Origin of the sequence: Thermogemmatispora tikiterensis, from assembly GCF_003268475.1 — a bacterium.
In the GTDB taxonomy this organism is placed as follows: domain Bacteria; phylum Chloroflexota; class Ktedonobacteria; order Ktedonobacterales; family Ktedonobacteraceae; genus Thermogemmatispora; species Thermogemmatispora tikiterensis.
This window is the reverse complement of the sequence record NZ_MCIF01000002.1, coordinates 5,702,648-5,722,260: the sequence shown is the minus strand read 5'-3', so window position 1 is coordinate 5,722,260 and position 19,613 is coordinate 5,702,648. Positions and strand designations below refer to the sequence as shown.

Genomic DNA, 19,613 nt, shown 5'->3' with positions numbered 1-19,613 from the left:
CTGGCTGATTGATCAACTCATGGACTCGCTGCCCGCCTAGAGCCAGCCCTGCTTGACAGCTACCATGACGGCCTCGGTGCGATTCTTGACTCCCAGACGATGCAGGATCTCCTGAACGTAGCTCTTGACCGTGTTCTCGCTGAGGTAGAGCTTGGCGGCAATCTCGCGACTGGAAAGGCCCTGAGCGATCAGGCGCAGAATCACCAGTTGCTGGGCGCTCAGCGGCTCCGGCCCCGGCTCCTGACGCACCGGCGTCCGGCGCAAATGGGCCAGTACGGCCACCGCCGCCTTGGGATCGATGGCCGCCTCACCACGCGCTACCGCCCGGATCGAGCGCTTGAGATCGAAACGCTCGATGTCCTTGACGATATAGCCGCGGGCGCCCGCCTGCAGGCATTCGGCCACCAGCTGCTCATCGGTATAGGTGGTGACAATGATGACCCCGATCTCAGGGTAGCGCTCGCAGACCTGGCGGCACAGAGCTACGCCACTGACCCCCGGCAGGCGCACATCGAGCAGAATGATGTCAGGACGCAGGCGCTCGACCAACCCCAGGGCCTGCTCGGCATTGGCCGCCTCACCCACGATCTCAAAATCTGGCTCCGAGACCAGCATGGCCTTGAGGCCCTCGCGCACCATCTCGTGATCATCGACGATCAGTAAGCGAATCAAGAGGGATCACCGCCTTCACGATCAGGCCACCTTCCTCACCGTTGACTAGCAGAAGCTGGCCGCCACAGTCGCACACCCGCTGCTGCATGCCGCGCAGTCCGAGATGGGCCGGATTGTGACGGTAGTTCTCCAGGATCTCCGGCGCCAGGCCGACCCCGTTATCCTGAACGACCAGCATAGCCTGTGTGCGCGTGACCTGCACGGTGACCACGACAGTGGTCGCCTGGGCGTGGCGCAGGACGTTGGAAAGCGCCTCGCGCGCTACGCTGAAAAGGGCGTTCTCGACTGCTACCGGCGGCGCACTGGCCCACTCGGCGACGACAAGGTCCATATCCAGCTCAGCGGCGGATTCGCGCAGGTCGTGAATGAGGGCATGCAGGCGACTGATCAGGCCACCATCCTGCGTCTGCGGCTCGCTGGAGGAGAGGGCAAAGATGGCATCGCGTACCTGGGCCGTTCCTAACGAGGCCAGCTGCTTGATGGTGCGTAGGGGACGCTCCAATGGCGACCCCGGCGGCAGCTGCTCTAAAGCCCAGTCGGCCTTGAGGCCAATGGTGAACAGGGTCTGCTGGACGCGATCGTGCAGTTCCTGGGCGATGCGGCTGCGCTCGTCGGCCAGCATCTGGCGTTTCTGGGCCTCGGTCAGCTCGTGATGCAGGGTCTGAAGGTCGGTGGCCACTCGCGTCAGCTCCTGGTTGCGGCGCTCGAGCTCAGCGGTGCGCTCGCGGACCTCACGCTCGAGCCGCGCGGCCTGCTCTTCCATGGCGTGGCGCTCGCGGGCAATGAGCTGGGCATTGTGAATGGCAACAGCAGCCTGCGCGCTGAGGGCCTCGATCAGCTCGACATGGCGCGGTTTGAAGCGGTTGGGTTGCGTGTGCCCAATGAGGAAGGCTCCCAGGATCGACCCTTCGCGCGTCCGCAGCTGGACGCCAAGAAAGCTGCGTACAGGGATATGGCCGCGGGGAATGCCAACGTAGCGTCGGTCGGCGAGGACGTCGTCCACCAGTACGGAGGTGCCTTTCCAGAAGACGGGATGAAGCACGCCAACCCCCTCGACCGGACCGACATGGCGAAAGTGCTCTTCGACTCCGTGCTCGCCAGAGATCGCCGCCAGATGAAAGAGGCCCTTTTTGCTGCGCCGCTCCGGCGATTCATTAGTGAGTTCGGGAATGAGGAAAAAGGCAGCGTACTCGGCTGCGGTCACCTTGCGCGCGGCGTCGGTGATCATCTGGAGCAGGCGCTGGAGATCGAACTCTGAGGTGAGTGCAATGGCAATGCGGTTGAGCTGGGCCAGCTCTTCGGCACGCTCCTGCAGACTGGCAATCAGGTTCGTCCGGCTGTCATCGCTGGTCTGTACCATAGCAGGCTTCTTCTCTGTGACGCGCAACTACCCGGGCCCGAGCAAAGACGTCTCTCCTGTCGTCGTTGACTGCTATTTATTATAGCAGCTCTCCCTGACTCCTGCTTTTGCACGCTCGTGAGCAAGGTCTGGGCAAAAGGGACCACCCACACCCGCCTCGACCGATCCGCCATTGACTACTCCTCTGACGGCCACTGGCCGCTAAAGCCAGCCTTTCTGACGGGCCAGCTGCGCTGCCTCAATGCGATTGCGCGCCCCCATTTTCTGAATGGCAACCGAGAGATAGTTACGCACCGTTCCTTCGGAGAGAAAAAGCTGCGCCGCGATCTCGGCTATGCTTGCTCCAGGCAGGGCAGCCCGCAAGACTTCCCGCTCGCGCTCGGTCAGAGGATTGTCTCCTTCGCTGAGGGCCGCTATCGCCAGGCCGGGATCAACGATGCGCTCACCCGCCAGTGCCCGCCGGATGGCGGTGGCCAGTTGCGCCGACGGAGCATCCTTGAGCAGGAAACCAACAACGCCGTTGGCCAGCGCCTGCTTGAGATAGCCAGGACGCCCAAAAGTGGTCAGAATGAGGATGCGACACTCTGGCAGCTGCCGATGGAGCGCCGCCGCTACCGTGAGACCATCGCCGCCCGGCATCTCGATGTCCAAAAGCGCTACATCGGGTTGCGTCTCTAATGCCGCCGGTACGACCTGGTCACCACGTCCGACTTCGGCAACAACCTCGATGTCACCCGCCAGACTGAGCAGCGCTACCAGGGCACCACGCACCATTGCTTGATCTTCAGCCAGCAGGACTCGTATCATCGCTCTGTCCTCCTGTGACGTCGCCTGGTCTCTCAACGCGTCTCCGCCCTGCTTCAAGGCCGCCATGCTCAGAGACAGAGACTTCTGTTGGCTCACTGCGACGCCCCGTCAAGGGTAATGCCACTTCCAGGCGGAAACTATCGGCTACCGGCCCCGCTTCGAACTGGCCGCCTAGTTCCAGTACGCGTTCAGCCAGACCTCGCAGTCCGTTGCCCGCCAGCCCTCCACCGCGAGCAGGCGGTACGCATCCATCGTTGCTAATCGTGATCCAGAGCATGCGCTCTCCCCGTCTGAAGCGTATGCAACACTCGCGCGCCCGACTATGCCGGATGACGTTGGTCACTCCTTCGCGCACAATCCAGGAACAGGCCACCTCTAGCGCCGGTACCTTCACTGCCTCCAGAGCACCCTCTCCTTCTAGCCGATAGCGTACCCCGGCCACCTCTAGTAATTCACGCGCCGCCTGTAGCTCATCGAGCAGCGCTGGCCGACGGTAGGCGCTCACCGCCTCACGTACTTCTTGCAAGGTGAAGCGAGCAACCTGCTCAATGTCACGGATCTCACGCGCCGCTCGCTCCGGCGCCTGATCAAGCAGACGGCCAGCCAACTCGCTCTTCAGCGCGATCAATGAAAGACTGTGGCCGAGCAGGTCGTGGAGATCACGCGCAATGCGCAGCCGCTCTGCAGTGGCCGCCAGACGGGCGATCTCCACGCGCGCGCTGCGCAGCCGCTGGCTGGTCCTGACAAAATGGCCCACAGCCGAGATGAGGGCGCCTATGATGGCGATGAATAGCAGGGTCATACCCAGCACACTGAGCGGGTTATGGGCCAGCAGCCCGAGGAGCGTCGCCAGCAGCTCTAGCCCGCCCACAGCCAGCACCGTCTGACGCACAGGGAGACGTCCGCCACTGTAGCCACTGATGTAGTAGAAGAGGTTGAACCAGTTATTACCTCCATTGAGGAGCACTAACGGGATTGACAGGAGACTCAGCACCCCCAAGACCAGCCAGGCACGCGGCAGACGCGCCTCAACAAGACTGGCCATTGGTGGCGTGGAAGCCAGATACCAGGCATCACGTAAGCTCGCCCAGAGATAGATACCAAAAAAGCAAATGACTCCTGCCACAGAAATGACAGCATCAATTGTCTTCGGATGAGATAATAGCATCTCAATAATAATAGGCAAGAAGAGAGGAACCCATGCTACCCAGACACTCCAGATGAGATAGGGCGATAGCCGCTCCACCGGCCAGGGCGAGGCTGCCTCTAGAGCAGACTGTGGCTCTCTCTCTGCCACAAGGGGAACCCTCCTCCGGCGAAACGGCCAGAGTGGGTGCAGACGGGGTGACATACAGTTGCTCGTTTCTAGCCTGGACAGGCTGGCTGACTGACAGGCATCTTCATTTTACTTACCAGGATTGGGCTGGTGCAGATCGAAGCACCCTCTGACTCCATAGGTTACTTGTTGCCCTTCTCCCAACTGTTTCCTCCCCTTGAGGTGAGTATAGCCGGCCCAGCGGGCCATGTCCAGTGAAGACAATCATCAGACTGGTATGACATCTGTCAGGCGATTCTGGTGATTACCTCCACTACCGGCCTGGCCTCGCTCTCCCTATACTCGACCCATATGAGCGCTGCCAGCCCTGCCCGACCTGACCCGAGGCAGTCGCAGCACAAGATCCAGGCCGGCAAGGGTTCCTTCCATCAGGCAGCTGCTCACGTCTGCAAGCACGAGCAAGAAGCGAGAGACTGGCGAAACGCCAAACAAAAAGGAGTTGCTGCCATGAACAGTCAGCCAGCGGTCCCGAGCTCTTATCCCCAGGCAACGGAGAGCGCTGTCATCCTTGATGTACAGGAGATTACCAAAACGTTGCCACTAAGCCACGAACAGCTTGCGATTCTCAAAGGCATCAGTTTCCAGATTTACGAGAGCGAGATTGTCGCGATCGTAGGGCCATCAGGGGCTGGCAAGAGCACCTTGCTGGGCATCATCGCCGGACTGGATAGCCCGAGCACGGGTCGGGTCCTGCTCAACGGTATGGATATTAGCCACCTGCGCGAGAGCCAGCTGGCCAGCGTACGCAATCGCAGCCTGGGCATGGTCTTTCAGGCTTTCAACCTGATTCCCACCCTGACAGCTCAGGAGAACGTAGAGCTGCCGCTCTATACCGGCAAGCACCGGGGATCGCCGGCGACGCGCGCCCGCGAGCTGCTCACGCTCGTTGGTCTCGAACAGCGTCTTCACCACCGCCCCAACCAGCTGTCTGGTGGCGAGCAGCAGCGCGTCGCTCTGGCTCGTGCTCTGGCCTGCGATCCGGCGCTGATCATCGCCGATGAGCCAACGGGCAACCTTGATGCTCGCAATAGCGAGCACGTTCTTCAGCTGATTCTGCAGCTGCGCTCAACACTCGGTAAGACCTTTATCATCGCGACTCACGACCCGCTGGTCGCCTCCCTGGCCGACCGCACGATACGCATCGTCGACGGCCAGATCGCGGCCATTGAGGCGACTCACTCTGCAGTCACGCAGTAAGTGCTAACAGTTCTTGACTGTCACTATAGTAAGAAGCGAGCAATAGAGATGAAAGCCTCTTTCTACCTGCACTATAGCGGAAGGTCCCTGTTACGCAGCGGTCAGCACAGTTTTCTGGCCATCCTCTGCATCGCAGTGGGGGTCATGGCCATTGTTTCCCTGCAGCTCGTCGGCTCTATGCTGCAGCACTCGCTGGCCGACAGCGCACGCGATGCCACTGGCGGTGATATCGCCATCAACGCCTCCGGCGCGCCGCTCAGGCCCACCGATCTCAGCTTTTTCGATCAGCTCAAAGAGCAGGGTCTCATCAGCAGCTATACAGCTGTTATCGGCGCCAACGGGGCTCTGAGCAACCAGACGGCCATAACCCAGACGTTTCCAGTGGAGGCCGTTGATCCTGCAAGCTTCCCCCTGGTCTCGCCTCCACAGTTCCGCGCGCCGAGTGGGGCCACGCTGCGCAGTGCGCTTGAGGGCCATCAGGTTGTCGTCACTGAGCAGTTTCTGACGCTCTACCATAAGCAGCTCAACGAACGCTTCCCTCTCTACGTGAAGAGCCTGAATGGAGCCGGCGAGACGATGACGGTGACGATCGCCGGTGTAATCGCCAACAGCGGGAGCTTCGCCCAGGCCGGTAATCTGGTGCTTCTGTCGCAACAAACCTACCTGGCGGCCAGATCTGCAGCCCTGGCCACCTATACCCTGATCGACCTCACCACCAGCTCACAGGCCCAAACGGCGCGCGCCGTGACTGCTATTAACCGGCGTTTCCCGCTGGTCAGTGTGCAGACGGCCAGCGATCTCTTCAAGGCCCAGCAGTCGTCAATTGACCAGATCAGCCAGTTCCTGAAAATCGCTGGCCTGCTGGCGTTGCTCATTGGCGGCGTGGGCATCGTGAACACGATGCAGGTGCTGCTCTCACGCCGCCGGACCGAGATCGCCATGCTCAAGACGGTCGGCTACCGCCGCCGCGATCTCTACCTCCTCTTCGGCCTGGAGGCGGGCCTGCTCGGCCTCGGCGGTGGTCTGCTGGGAGCGCTTGCCGCTATCGGTATAAGCTACCTGACCCGTCAGCTGCTCCAGAGCCTCGGGATCAGCCTGCCGTTTCTGCTCAACTATAGCATTATCGCCTCCGGTCTGCTCACTGGCACCGTGACGGCCCTGATCTTCGGACTGCTGCCGATCGCCCAGGCGGCCTCCATCCGCCCGCTACAGGTCCTGCGCGAAAGCGAGATGCTGGGTCGCCATCGTCGTGGTCTGACGCTTGCAATGCTCTTTCTGCTCTCCTTGCTCTTCTGCTTGCTGGCAAGCGTGATCCTGGAGAACAACTATGTGCTCGCCGTTGGCGTGACTTACGGTACCTTTGCCTGTCTGCTCTTGCTAAGCGGCCTTTTCAGCGCTTCACTCGGGCTGATTAGCAGGCTACCGGTACCTGAGAGGCTGCACCCGCTGCCGATCCTGCTGGCGCTGGCTGGCCTGGTGGGTGCTCTGGTCATCTTTCCACTCCTCCCCATGTTCAGCTTCTTGCTCCTGGCACTCGCGTTGCTGGGTCTGGCGCTCCCCTGGCTGCCGCCCTTCTGGAAAATCTCCCTCAAGATGGCACTGCGCAACATCGGGCGACGGCGCGCGCGTGTCACGGCAACTGTCCTGGCGCTCTTTATCGGCGTCTATGGGGTCGGCCTCGATATTGGCCTGAGCCAGGATCTCCAGGAGCGCGTTAGCAGCGTTCTGAGCCAGCAGCAGCCCTACAACCTGGTGGTAACCACCAGTGGCAGCGACAGTACGCGCCTTGCCGCCCACTTGCATAGTATCCCGGGCCTCAGCGCCAGCCGTGTGAACCTCTTCAGCCAGACGCTGCCCGTGGCTATCAACGGGCGTCCAGCACAAGGGCAGATGCCTGGTGGCGACTACGGCCAGCAAGACCGCGCCATGCTGGGCGGCCTCGAAGGGTTCGATCTCTCCCACAGCCAGCCGACGCTCACCCTGATCGCCGGTCGCAACCTCAGCGCCCGTGACGCCAACAGCAACAATATCCTCATCAGCGCCATTCTGACCCGCGCCGGCTGGTCCGGGCTGAATCTGCGGCCCGGGGATACCATTACCTTCACTAGCCTCGATGGCCAGAGCATCAGAACGGCCCACATCGTAGGGGTCTTCTCGATTGCCAGCAGCTACCAGACCCTGGGGAAAGTTCTGGCCCCGGCCTCCTTTGTGGCCTCCTTAAGCCCACAACAGGCCAACAGAACCACCGTCTTCTACCTGAAGGTGCCCACCACTGAGGTCGTGGCTGCCCTGCAGGCCATTAACCAGATCGTGCCCAACGCAGCGGCGCAGAATCTGACCGATGGCGCTCTGGCCTTTCTGCAAGTAGTGAAGCAGATCACGCTGGTCCTGCTGGCTCTGGCTTTGCTCTCGCTGCTGGCCGGGGTCATCATCATCGCCAATGCGGTAGCTCTGGCCATGCTGGAGCGGCGGCGCGAGCTAGGGATTCTCAAGGCAGTAGGCTATACGGCCAGAAGTCTGCTCGGCCAGATAGCCATCGAGTATGCTGTCGCTGGCGGCCTTGGCTCCTCCATTGCGGCGCTCCTGGCTGCCGGCGGGGTAATCCTCTTCAGCAAAGTGCTCTTTAACAACAACCTCATCCTTAGCATGGAGCCAGGTGTGATGGCTGGATTGGTCGTTATGCCGCTACTCCTGGCCGCCAGCACGGCGGTCCTGGTCGCCTGGCAGGCTGTGCGCGTACGCCCGTTGATCGTGCTGCGCTATGAATGAGGACCCTCCCGAACCAGGGCAAGCGAGCAAAAGCCACTCTCCCTTTAGCGAAAAGCGGGAGCGGCTTTTGTTCGTTTTTTTTCAACTGCTGTCTTCTTAGCTGTGGCAGCCAGAAACGAGGGAGATGGTCAGGCTTCCCCAGCCTTCTGTCATCGCTCCTTATTGCTCACATTCACCCTAGAGAATTCCTCTCCTCCAACGTTCTCTTGCTAGCAGACACCTTTGCCTATCCTTCCTTATGACAGGAGGCTTCTACCATGCCGCCCAACTTTCGCTTCTGCCCAAACTGCGGTGTCCCATTGCAAGAACAGCAGGCTTTCTGCCCAATGTGCGGCGCTGTCCTCGGCCCGGCAACCGGCGACCCTACCCATTCTTCTGGAGCAGGGGAATCAGCCGGATCTTCCGAGTCGCTAGAGAGGACCGTTGTGTCGCCTCTGCCCCCACCAGCTCCTCCCTCCCATCCGCCAGCCTGGTCGCCTGCTCCGCCCCTCAATCAACAGCCTCCCAACTCTGGCCCGCAGCAACCAGCCTTTGGCCGATGGCAGCCGGGCTATACGCCCCCTCCCCCTGCTCCTTCCTACGGTCAGCAAAGAGCCATGCCTCCACCTCAGCCAGGCAGTGTTCCCCCTCCTTACGCCCGCCCACAGCGGAACTCCAGCCGCGGCGTCATCGCCGGTATCAGTTGCGGCGTGCTATTGATTATCCTACTGATCGTAATCGTCTGCGGGGCCTTGAGCGTGGGCGGTTACCTCCTCTTGCGCAACCTCGCCAGCACCGGCACCACCACCTCCTCTTCTCACAGCAGCGGCACCAGCGGGGGCACTACGCTCCACTCCAACACGCCCACAAGCATCCCAACCCGCACTTTCCCTGTGAACGGCACCGTGACCTACTCCTCCATCACGATCACCGTCATGAGTGTTCAATTGGCCAACAGCTTCCCCGACGACCTCAATGCTACCAACAGTGCGGCTCTCTTGCGCGTCCTCCTCAAGGAGAACAACGAGACCAATGACTTTGCCTCTTATTCCTATCATGAGGTTGCTCGTCTGATTCTCCCCAACCAAACGAGCGTTGCACCAAACGCCCTACAATACGGCGGAGCCCCGGAACCCAGCTCGACCCGCACCAACTGGCTTGATTTCCCCGTTCCCAACAATGTGGATGTGAGCCACACGCTGCTGCGCCTGGGAGGCCCTACCGAAGCGAGCATGGACATCCCCCTACAGAACAAGCCCGACCTCACGAAATACGATCCCTCTACCACCAGGCCAACCAACGCCCAGACCACCTACGCCGGCCTGAAATGGACGGTCACGGAAACTACTGTGAGCTGGAGCGCCCACGGCAAGCAAGCCGATAGCGGGAAGCGCTTCCTGACCTTAAGCTTCCGCGTCGATAACCCATCCGATCAGGATGTCGGCTTCAACGCCGATGATTTTATGCGCCTTCAGGTCGGCAGCGATCGCCTTCCGCCTACAGTGAGTACCCTCCACATGATCGTTAAGGCAGGAACCACTAACCAGACTGGCGATGTTATCTTCGCTCTACCGGAAGGAACAACGGCTTGTACAGTGATTATGATGCATAGCGATCTTCTTCCCAATAGTCAGGAGGCGCAGATTCCGCTCCAGCTCAGCTCTAACAAAATTTCAGCTTAGCTGAGGTACCCGGACGAAACACTGACTCAAGCGATGGGGCCTCTCGATCCTCCCCGACCACCATCATCCGTTTCAGACGCGGAGCCACCCGGCTCCAGCGATTCTGAAACGGATGCCTCTCTCAGCAGCAGATCACGTAAAAGAGGCATAGACAGTGCTCCATCAGCAGCCCAGGGAAAAGGGCCAACAGCAGAGAGAGATGGTATCAGCGACAGACAGGTATTTCTCTCAGGTGAACGGAATTGGTCCAACAGGCAGCCTGAAAGCTGGCCACGATAGCCGTTCGGGCCACCAGAGAGGGAAAGAGCCATCTCACTAGAGCAGACGACAGAAGATGGCTTTGAGATAGAGGGTCTCGGGCATAGCCAGTCTGACCGGATGATCGCAGCTGTGGGTCAGCACTTCCAACACCTGCACCTCGCGGTCGAGGGCGCGCGCCGCCAGCGAGAGCGTCCCCGACAGGTCATCCAGGCCGATCGCTCCCGAGCAGGAGCAACTCAGCAGAATACCAGCGGGACGCAGCACGCTCATGCCCAGCATGTTCAGGCGACGATAGGCCCGCAGGGCCTGCGACCTCGCCCCCTGGCTGCGCGCAAAGGCTGGCGGATCAAGTACCACGATATCGAAGCGCGCGCCCTGCGCACGGGCCTCCTCCAGATAGGCAAAGACATCAGCGACGACAAAGGTGTGCTGATCAGCATCCAGCCCATTGAAGGCGAAATGCCGACGGGCCGCCTCCATTGCCGGCTGCGAGCTATCAACGCTGGTCACCCGCACGCGCTGATCGCTTAAGGCGGCCACCAGCGAAAAGCCGCCCGTATAGGAGAAGCAATTGAGCACGCGCGCAACGCCCTCGGGCGCTATTTCCGCGACCATAGCCCGCACATACTTGGCCAGCGCCGCTCGCTTGTCGCGCTGATCAAGAAAGAAGCCGGTCTTCTGACCGCGCCAGGGATCGATCAGGTAGCGCACGCCATTTTCGCGCCCTTCCACTTCCGGGGGCACCTCGCCGGCCAGCAAGCGCGGCTCCTCCAGCGCTAACCCCTCACGGCGCCGCGCCTGGCTATCGTTGCGCAACAGCAGACCACGTGCCCCCGTCTCTTCGAGCAGAGGCTCCACCAGCAGAGGCAGAAGACGCTCCATGCCGAGCGTGTGCACCTGAGCCACCAGCACCTCAGCGTAACGATCAACAATCAGGCCAGGTAGACCATCACCCTCTGAATGGATCAGCCGATAGATGTTGGTAAGGGCTGGATCAAAGACGCGGCGCAGCTCCTGAGCCCGGCGAATGCGTCGGCGTAGCAACGCAGCATCGATCGGCTCCTCGCGGCGCGTCAGTAGACGGATCGCGATATCGGTGTGAGGATGATAATAGCCGCGTCCGAGGAACTGACCCGAGGCCGAGCGCACCTCAACCAGCCCGCCCGGCTCGACCTCGCGCGGCACCTGCTGCAAGGCTCCCGAGAAGACCCAGAGATGACCGTTGAGCAGCGGCTCCTCGCGTTGCGGCTTCAAACGTACCTGTGGATAGACGGTAGACATTGACAATGGCCAGCCCCCTGGATAGCGGCAGCTCTGCCTCGCCTCGCCTCGTCTCGCCTCGCCTCGTCTCATCTCAGCCCAGCCAGGCAGACCACCGGCCCTACTCGTCGGCCATTATAGCATACGGATCATCGGCGGCAAGAGGAGCGGTCCCTTCGTCCTGGAACCAGGCCAGCACCTCGCGCAGGCGCACCACCTCACCGACCACGATGACCGCCGGCGCTCGTATGCCCGTCTCAGCAGCGCGCTCCGCAATCTCGGCCAGTCTGCCCGTAACCGCGCGCTGCTGGGGCAGCGTCCCCCACTCGATCACCAGCGCCGGAGTGTCGGCGCTCAGTCCGCCAGCCTGTAGCTCAGCCACAATCTGGGGCAGTGTCCTCACACCCATCAAGATCACCAGCGTTCCCCTCACGCGCGCCAACGTGCGCCAATCCACCGCGCTCGCCTCAGTGCCACGCTCCTTGTGACCGGTCACAATGGTCACCAGCGAGGCCAGGCCCCGGTGCGTCACTGGCACACCGGCGTAAGCTGGCACGGCTAGCGCCGCGCTCACTCCCGGCACCACCTCAAAGGGAATACCAGCCTGCGCCAGCGCCTCGGCCTCCTCACCACCACGTCCGAAGACAAAGGGGTCACCTCCCTTGAGACGTACCACCAGACGCCCACGGCGGGCCTGCTCGATCAACAGGCGATTGATTTCCGCCTGGGGTAGCTGATGGCAGCCTGGTCGCTTCCCCGCAAAGATCAGCTCGGCCCCAGGGCGGACCTCGGTCAGTAGCCCGGGGGCAACGAGGCGATCATAAATCACCACATCGGCGGCGCGCAGGCAGCGCAAGCCCTTCACGGTAATCAAATCGGGCGCCCCGGGACCAGCACCCACCAGGTAGACCTTGCCACGCTCCAGCGGTGCCCCTGGCTGTTCAAGCTTCTCGCTCATTCATCCATCTCCCCCCTCTATGAGGCCAGCGAGCGCTCATCAACGGCGCCGGCGCCACCTTCCTCGAACGAGCGAGGTACCTCCACGCCATACTGGCGCAACAGCTCCGCTGTCAGAGCACGGGCCTCGGCCTCAGCGCCCTCCTCCAGGCGGGCCAGCACCGGCGAGCGGTAGAACTCCTGAAAAAAGGCATCGCGCCGCTCATAGGTGACCCCCTGGGTACGCAGCAAAGCCCGCGCCTCCGCCGCCAGACGCAAGAAGGCCCCATAGGCCCGGGAAAAGTGCTGCTCCAGTTCCTGACGGATCAGCTTCGCCAGGCCCGGGCTGACCCCTTCCGTCGAGACCGCCACTGTCAGGGGATCGCGGCGCAGAATCGAAGGCGTAATGAAATTGCAGCGCTCGGGCAAATCGACAATGTTGAGCAACTGCCCGCGCTGCTGGGCTTCGCTCCAGACGGCTTCAACCAGCTCCGGCTTGCGCGTCGTGGCGATCACCACAAACGCCCCCTCCAGGTCGCCGGGTTGATAGGGGCGACGCCGCGTCTCTAGCTGTCCCCCCAACTCCTGAGCCACCTGCTCCAGCTCCACGCACCACGCAGGAGCAATCACACAGACCTGCGCCCCACAGGCGGCGAAAGCCTGGACCTTCTCCGCCGCAATGCGATCGCCTCCGATCACCACCACACGTCGACCGCGCACATCGAGCATAATCGGATAATAGTTCGGCATCTCGGTCGCCGTTCCTCTCTCAGCTCTCTCTCGTTCGCTCACACGCTCAAAGTGACACTGTCCTCTCCGTTGCCCGGTCCCCCATCCTCCACGCCGCGCGGTTCTGCATCCATACACAGCGCGCCTGCCTCTCCAGGAAGAGCAGCAGGCGCGCACGCTCAATGCAAGCCACTCAACTGGCGTTCGTCGAGGGTCTGCGCCCGCTGACGCAGATACTCCACACCGACGCGATGGCAGTAGTCGCCGAAAGTCTCACCGGGAGTGCGCTCATCGCGCCAGAGCAGCAACAGCGGGCGAATGGTAGCGGGTACCTCTCGCAAAGGTACCGAGGCGGCGTAGAGCGTCGTCAGGCGCGTATTCTCCCAATCGCCGCCGACATAGATATTGTAGAGGTCCTTCGAGCGGCCCACAAAGCCGATGTCGCCCATATAGGGACGGGCACAGCCATTGGGGCAGCCGCTCATACGCAGACTGAGCCGCTCACCGGCCAGGCCCAGCTCCTCCATCTGGCGCCCGATCTCGTCCACCACGCTGGGCAGAACACGCTCCGCCTCAGCCACTGCCAGACCACAGGTCGGCAAGGCCGGGCAGGCCATCGCATAGCGTTTCACCCCCAGCTTCGTAGGGTCCGTCTCAATGCCATGTGCACGCAGCAAGGCTTCCAGCGGCTCGCGCTGATCCGCAGTCAGATCGGTCAGCAGGATATTCTGCTGTCCGGTTAAACGGATACCAGGACGGAAGGTCTCGATCGCCTTTCGCAGGCCCGTGCGCAACTGGCAGGAGTCCGTATCGCGTACGCGCCCATTCTCCACATAGACCCCCAAAAACCAGCGTCCATCACCCTGCTCGTGCCAGCCCAGATGATCATCAACGCCCTCCCACTGCAGCGGATGGGGATCAGCCACGGCATGGCCCAGGCGCCGCTCCAACTCAGCGCGGAACCACGCGATACCCCGCTCCTCGACCACATATTTCATGCGCGCATGCTTGCGGTTCTGGCGATCGCCATAGTCACGCTGGATCGTTACGATGGTCTCCACGACCGAGAGGGCCTCAGCCGCCGGCACAAAGCAGAGCGGCGTTCCCAGGCGCGGATAGGTATCGGCCTTGCCGTGGGTCATGCCCATGCCGCCGCCCACCAGCACCGTAAAGCCCGCCAGCTCGCCGCCATCGTCCAGCTCAGCAACCAGCCCAATATCCTGGGTATAGACATCGATGCAGTTATCACCAGGGAAAGCCACGCCGATCTTGAACTTGCGCGGCAAATAGGTCGGCCCGTAGATCGGCTCTACCTCCTCATCGTCCGGCGTCCCCACCGTCTGGACATGCTGCCCATCGACCCAGATCTCATGATAGGCCCGGCTGCGCGGCGCCAGATGACGAGCGATCTGCCGCGCTACTTCCTGAACTTGCGCCTGGGCCCGACTGCGCGCCGGCGCCGGACAGGCCATCACGTTGCGGTTCACATCACCGCAGGCCGCCAGCGTTGAGAGCAGCGCCTCATTGATAGCGCGGATCGTCGCGCGCAGATCGTGCTTCAAGACGCCATGCAGCTGAATGCCCTGGCGCGTCGTGAAGCGCAAGGTTCCATTGGCATAGCGGCCCGCCAGATCATCTTCGACCAGATATTGCTCGGCGGTCAATGCGCCCCCCGGAATACGCGAGCGGACCATGAATTGATAAGCCTTTTCCTCACCCGCAGCCTTACGCGCCTGACGCAGGTCACGGTTCTCTTGCTGGTAAATCCCATGAAATTTGATGAGCTGGACCTGCGCCTCGCTGAAATGCGAGCTGTCCTGAGCCAGCTCCTCGGCGATGGCCCCACGCAGATAGCGGCTCTCAGCCTTGATGCGCTCTACCTTACTGCCGCCGCCGACTCCCAGGCCCAGGAGGTTGTTGCCAGCGGAAGAAGGGGTCTGATGCTCTTGCTCGGTCGCCATACCTCAGTCCTCAACAAAGTTGACATAATGGATCAACTATAGCAACTATTAATTAACATACGATACAGAGCACTGTTTGTCAATAGGCGCACCAGAGCGACGGCGCAGGGGGCCAGAGAAGAGCGCGGCCCGAGGAGAGCTGGCGGCGGTGGCAGCGAAGCCAGGTGGGACTGGATCGGACGAGACCAGGCGGGCGTCTCCCCCGAGGGCCGGGCTGGGCCTGGCACGGCCCGGCACAAACAACAAGCGGGTCACCGAGGGAGGTCCCCAGTGACCCGCGTACAGAGGAAGCCCATCTCCAGTACGGCGTCCTGCCGCAGCGGCAAGGAGGCAGCCTTGTCCTCCTTGCCAGCTGCTTGGCTGAGTACTGATACTGACGATGCGATCGCAGAGCGAGCAGGCTGGCGACGGAGCGGCAGCGAGCGGCTAAGCGAGCGAGGGAGCCACGAAGCCAACCGCACCGGCTGGAGACCGCTGTAGCTCCCTCCTCTGGCCCTCTCTCTCTACCTCAGGTGTCGAGCGCCTGCCTGCCCTGCCTGTGCGCTCACTCATCGGTTTTCTTCTGCAACTGGATGGCGGCGATCACCGGCTGCGTGCAGCGATCGCGCTCAGCCAGACGCTGTTCTGCCTTATAAAGATTATAAGCGCTATTGATAAGAGCGATATGAGTAAAGGCCTGGGGATAATTGCCCAAAGCCATGCGAGTGTGCGAATCGATCTCTTCGGAGAAGAGGCCGAGATTCCCGCCGTAGGTCAGCAGGCGTTCGAAGAGCGAGCGCGCCTCACCGAGGCGGCCCTGCATCGCCAGATTATCGATCAGCCAGCATGTACAGATCGTAAACGTGCCCTCATGGCCGGGCAGGCCATCTTCGGACAGGTAGCGGTAGACAAAGCCATGCTCATCCGTGAGCTGCTCCATGATGCGATCGACGGTCGAGCGCATCCGGGGGTCGTCGGCGGGGATAAAGCCGATCAGCGGCAGGAGCAGATTGGAAGCATCGAGGGCCGTGCTCGCGTATGATTGGGTGAACGCACCGATCTCGGTATTATAGCCGTGGGCCAGCACATCCGCCCGAATCTGATCGCGCACGCGATACCAGCGCAGGAGATCAGCCTCCAGATGGAGCTGCTCAGCGGCGCGGATGCCGCGGTCCAGCGCGACCCAACACATGACCTTGGAATAGACATAGTGGCGAGGCTCGCCGCGCATCTCCCAGATGCCGCGGTCCGGCTCATGCCAGTGGGCGCAGACGTAGTCGACCAGGGAGCGCAGCATCTCCCACAGGGGGCCTTCCAGCTTCTCGCCGTAGCGTTCGAAGCCACCGCGGCGGCGGTAGAGATGGATGCAATCCAGGATCTCGCCGAAGACATCCATCTGCTTCTGATCGGCAGCGGCGTTGCCAATGCGCACCGGGCGCGAGCCACAATAGCCCTCCAGGTGTGGTAGCTCCTGCTCCGGCAGTTCACGCTCGCCACGGATACCGTACATCACCTGCAGATCCTCGCCATTGGAATACGACAGACGCCGCAGCCAGTAGGTAAAGGCGCGGGCTTCATCGGTAAAGCCCAGGACCAGCAGGGCATAGAGCGTAAAGGAAGCGTCGCGCAGCCAGGTAAAGCGATAATCCCAGTTGCGCACCCCCCCGATCTCCTCTGGCAGCGACGTCGTGGGCGCGGCCACCAGGGCGCCGGTAGGCGCATAGGTCATCATCTTCAGGACCAGGGCGCTGCGCCGAACCCATTCTGCATATGGGCCATCGTAGTTGATCCCCGAGATCCAGCGCCGCCAACAATGCAGCGTATGGGCCAGCTCCGCGGTAAAATCGCGCTGGAGCAGCTCCTGCTCCACCAGCTTCCGTGCCGCGCGCAGGCTGCGCCCCATGCCGATAGCAAAGATCAGCCGCTCGCCCTCACGCAGCGTGACCTGCACCACCAGAGCGGGATGGAGCTTCTCCGGCTCCTCCCCCTCGTCTGGTACGATCTCCAGGGAGAAGCCCGGCAGCCGATAGGCCCCGATGATCGCCAGCCCAATGTGCTGCTGGCCATCCGAGATCACCGCCCCCGTGGCGTTGGGCAGCAGCTCGATCTGGCTCGTCGTCGCCGCATAGTTGGGCGTCGCCTTCAGGGTCACCGTAATCGGCAGCTCTCCATGCGTGCATTCCACAATGCGCACCAGGCTATGGCACGAGCCGTCCTCATACGACCAGGTGTTGTTGTTCAAGCCGCGGTAGGGCCAGGCCTCCAGCGACTCCACCGGCATGAAGTCAGTGAGCACGATCTCGCCGCCAATGCTTGTAAAGCGCGTCTGTAGCACATTGCTATCGCGAAGATAGCGCTGAACTCCAGGAATCGTGTTATCGGTCGGGGCAATCTGGAAAAAGCCGCCACGCCTCGCATCCAGCAACCGACAGAAAATGGCCGGGCTGTCAAAATCGGGCAGGCAGGCCCAGTCTACCGAACCATCCGGCGCTATCAGCACAGCTGAATGACAGTCTCCGATGACTCCATACGATCCGATGGGCTGATAAGAGCGATTTTTGGTGTTCAACCCAACCATAGCACGAATCTTCCCTTTAGTGAGCTAAACTCTTGCTTTTAACAGCTCCTTTTGAAAGAACCGGGCTTGCCGAGTCTCCTGCGGGGCTCCCAGGTTCCTTCCTGTGTGGGGCTCTTCCCCATCGAAGCCGGCTCCTTCTCCGGCCCCTTTTGTGAAGAGGACGGAGCAGAACCCTTTCTGGTAACAAGATATCAGAACAACCCTAAAAATGGGGGAAGAGCCGGTTTCCCCTCCTCTGCCTTGGCCGAGGAGAGATCGCCAGGAGAAAAAAAGATTCCCTTTCCCCTTTCTTTCTAAAGACCGCTGACCCCGCTCCTTTCTGACAGCCCCACACCTTATCTGCTCCTGCTCTCTTCCTTCCCTCGCCATCTGAATCCCCTCGCTCCTTCCGGCCTTTCTTCTCCATCCCTCCGGCGGCGGTCCGTTCTCTCCAGGTAACAATGCTGGCGTCGCCCGGCCTGGCCTCCCTTCTCCATCCCTCGGCGGACCGCCGCCCCGGCAGCGCTGGGGGCTATACCTACATGTGGTGAGAACGGAAGAAAAGCGCTGAGGTAACGGCTACAAACGATTGTGCGCCGCCTTCCTTCGCTGCTCTCACTCCCGCCTGCCACTGTCTCCCACGCCGCCTACTCATTAGAAAGGAAAAACCGGCCATTTTATTTCTTCACTCTACCCCTGCTTGCGGCTGCCCTCCTCAACAGCTATCCCCCAAGCCAGCCGCCTCGTCTCTCGCCATCGTGCCAAAATAAAGAAAGGAGGGATGGATGGGTTCTCATCCATCCCGCCATTGCTGATCGGTACAGGCATCATTCTAATCGCATCTGAGCTTGCTGTCAAATGGCCTGGGCCACCTTTCCCCCGGTCCCACCTATCGCCCAGCCCGCCCCCCGTCTTCAAGAGGCGCTCAGGAGCTGATCACAACAGCAATCGGAGAGAGATAGGATTTCCGGGGGAGGGTATTCATTCAAGGGCGTTCGCCGCTCCCGTAGGCTCTCCTTGCTGCCTCATCTAAAGTCCCGCCCTGTCTCGCCTGCCGGGCTTGCTCACCCCTCCCGCAGCCAGCGCGCTACATCGGGTGCAAAATAGGTGATGATGATGTCAGCGCCAGCTCGACGAATGCCCGTCAAGACCTCCATGACGATGCGACGCTCTTCCAGCCATCCCTGCTGGGCCGCCGCCTTGATCATGGCATACTCGCCGCTGACATTGTAGGCCGCCAGCGGCAAATCGTAATGCTCACGCACACGCCGGATGACGTCAAGATAGGCCAGAGCCGGCTTGACCATAATGATATCCGCCCCCTCGGCGATATCCAGCTCGACCTCACGCAGAGCCTCGCGCGCGTTGGCCGGGTCCATTTGATAAGAGCGACGGTCACCAAATTGAGGGGCTGACTCGGCAGCCTCGCGGAAAGGACCGTAGAAGCCAGAGGCATACTTGGCTGAGTAGGCCATGATCGGCGTCTGCGCAAAGCCCCGCTCGTCGAGTAGACGTCGGATGGCGCCAACGCGCCCATCCATCATATCCGAAGGAGCCACGATATCGGCGCCGGCCTCGACATGCGAGAGGGCCATGCGCGCTAACAGCTCTAGCGAGGGATCGTTCTGCACCTCGCCGCCGGCAATAACACCGCAGTGGCCGTGACTGGTATACTCACAGAGACAAACGTCGGTTACCACCAGCAGCTCCGGTACCGCCGCCTTGATGCGCTGGATGGCCCGCTGGATAATCCCTTCGGGATGATAAGCCTGCGAGCCTTGCTCATCCTTGGTGGCCGGAATGCCAAAGAGCAAGACAGCTGGAATGCCCAGGGCCGCCACCCGCTCGGCCTCGCCCGCCACCTGCTCTAACGGCCACTGCACCACCCCTGGCATGGAAGCAATCGGACGCGGCTCACTGATGCCCTCGGCGATAAAGAGTGGGTAGATCAACTGCTCAACTGCGAGATGGGTCTCGCGTACCAGCCCGCGTAAGCGCTCCGTTCGGCGTGTGCGCCGCAGGCGTGTGACAGGAAACTGACTCATGCCATCGCGCTCCTTTCCTTCCTGCCTTTCTTGCTTTCGTCTTTCCCTTCTTCTTGCCCTCTCCTGCGTTCGCCCGCTGGGCC

General features: G+C 61.6%; 13 protein-coding genes and 1 pseudogene. 4 read left to right on the top strand and 10 right to left on the bottom strand.

Annotation, left to right across the window (positions count from 1 at the left end; all coding sequences use genetic code 11):
• Positions 1–36: 36 nt before the first annotated feature.
• The 4 genes from A4R35_RS22795 to A4R35_RS22780 all read right to left on the bottom strand — a co-directional run bounded on the left by A4R35_RS22795 (position 37) and on the right by A4R35_RS22780 (position 4,136).
• Positions 37–672 (bottom strand): response regulator, encoded by a 636-nt coding sequence (locus tag A4R35_RS22795; protein WP_112433580.1) that lies wholly within the window; start codon positions 670–672, stop codon positions 37–39.
• Entirely contained in the window at positions 647–2,032 is a 1,386-nt protein-coding gene (locus tag A4R35_RS22790; protein WP_112433578.1) for a GAF domain-containing sensor histidine kinase, read from the bottom strand. The genes A4R35_RS22795 and A4R35_RS22790 overlap by 26 nt, the downstream gene beginning before the upstream one ends.
• Positions 2,033–2,233: 201 nt before the next feature.
• Positions 2,234–2,839, bottom strand: coding sequence for a response regulator transcription factor (locus A4R35_RS22785; protein ID WP_112433576.1), 606 nt, complete (start codon positions 2,837–2,839; stop codon positions 2,234–2,236).
• Entirely contained in the window at positions 2,817–4,136 is a 1,320-nt protein-coding gene (locus A4R35_RS22780) for a sensor histidine kinase (RefSeq protein ID WP_189362215.1), read from the bottom strand. Before A4R35_RS22780 ends, A4R35_RS22785 begins: the two co-directional genes overlap by 23 nt.
• Positions 4,137–4,622: 486 nt before the next feature.
• On the opposite strand from A4R35_RS22780, the gene A4R35_RS22775 reads away from it, so the two are divergent.
• The 4 genes and pseudogenes from A4R35_RS22775 to A4R35_RS22765 all read left to right on the top strand — a co-directional run bounded on the left by A4R35_RS22775 (position 4,623) and on the right by A4R35_RS22765 (position 9,802).
• The gene (locus A4R35_RS22775) at positions 4,623–5,372 is read left to right on the top strand and encodes an ABC transporter ATP-binding protein (protein WP_112433572.1); all 750 of its coding nucleotides are present in this window, start codon (positions 4,623–4,625) and stop codon (positions 5,370–5,372) included.
• A gap of 48 nt (positions 5,373–5,420) precedes the next feature.
• On the top strand, positions 5,421–8,141 hold the full coding sequence (locus A4R35_RS22770) for an ABC transporter permease (RefSeq protein ID WP_112433570.1): 2,721 nt from the start codon (positions 5,421–5,423) through the stop codon (positions 8,139–8,141).
• Positions 8,142–8,398: 257 nt separating this feature from the next.
• Positions 8,399–8,476, top strand: a pseudogene (locus tag A4R35_RS25435) (zinc-ribbon domain-containing protein); the annotation flags it as partial.
• 261 nt (positions 8,477–8,737) lie between these two features.
• Complete coding sequence (locus A4R35_RS22765; protein ID WP_223258528.1) at positions 8,738–9,802, top strand: hypothetical protein; 1,065 nt, start codon at positions 8,738–8,740, stop codon at positions 9,800–9,802.
• A gap of 315 nt (positions 9,803–10,117) precedes the next feature.
• On the opposite strand, the gene A4R35_RS22760 is transcribed toward A4R35_RS22765, so the two are convergent.
• From A4R35_RS22760 to hemB, 6 genes are all read right to left on the bottom strand, one after another.
• Positions 10,118–11,344, bottom strand: coding sequence for a class I SAM-dependent rRNA methyltransferase (locus A4R35_RS22760; RefSeq protein ID WP_189362213.1), 1,227 nt, complete (start codon positions 11,342–11,344; stop codon positions 10,118–10,120).
• 100 nt (positions 11,345–11,444) lie between these two features.
• A complete protein-coding gene (gene cobA / locus A4R35_RS22755; protein ID WP_112433565.1) occupies positions 11,445–12,281 on the bottom strand; it encodes a uroporphyrinogen-III C-methyltransferase in 837 nt (278 codons plus the stop codon).
• Positions 12,282–12,298: 17 nt separating this feature from the next.
• Positions 12,299–13,009, bottom strand: coding sequence for a precorrin-2 dehydrogenase/sirohydrochlorin ferrochelatase family protein (locus tag A4R35_RS22750; protein WP_112433563.1), 711 nt, complete (start codon positions 13,007–13,009; stop codon positions 12,299–12,301).
• A gap of 158 nt (positions 13,010–13,167) precedes the next feature.
• Complete coding sequence (locus tag A4R35_RS22745) at positions 13,168–14,949, bottom strand: NADPH-dependent assimilatory sulfite reductase hemoprotein subunit (protein WP_112433561.1); 1,782 nt, start codon at positions 14,947–14,949, stop codon at positions 13,168–13,170.
• 544 nt (positions 14,950–15,493) lie between these two features.
• Entirely contained in the window at positions 15,494–17,506 is a 2,013-nt protein-coding gene (locus A4R35_RS22740) for a glycoside hydrolase family 15 protein (RefSeq protein ID WP_112433558.1), read from the bottom strand.
• 1,043 nt (positions 17,507–18,549) lie between these two features.
• Entirely contained in the window at positions 18,550–19,530 is a 981-nt protein-coding gene (gene hemB / locus A4R35_RS22730; RefSeq protein WP_112433554.1) for a porphobilinogen synthase, read from the bottom strand.
• Between the last annotated feature and the right edge of the window lie 83 nt (positions 19,531–19,613).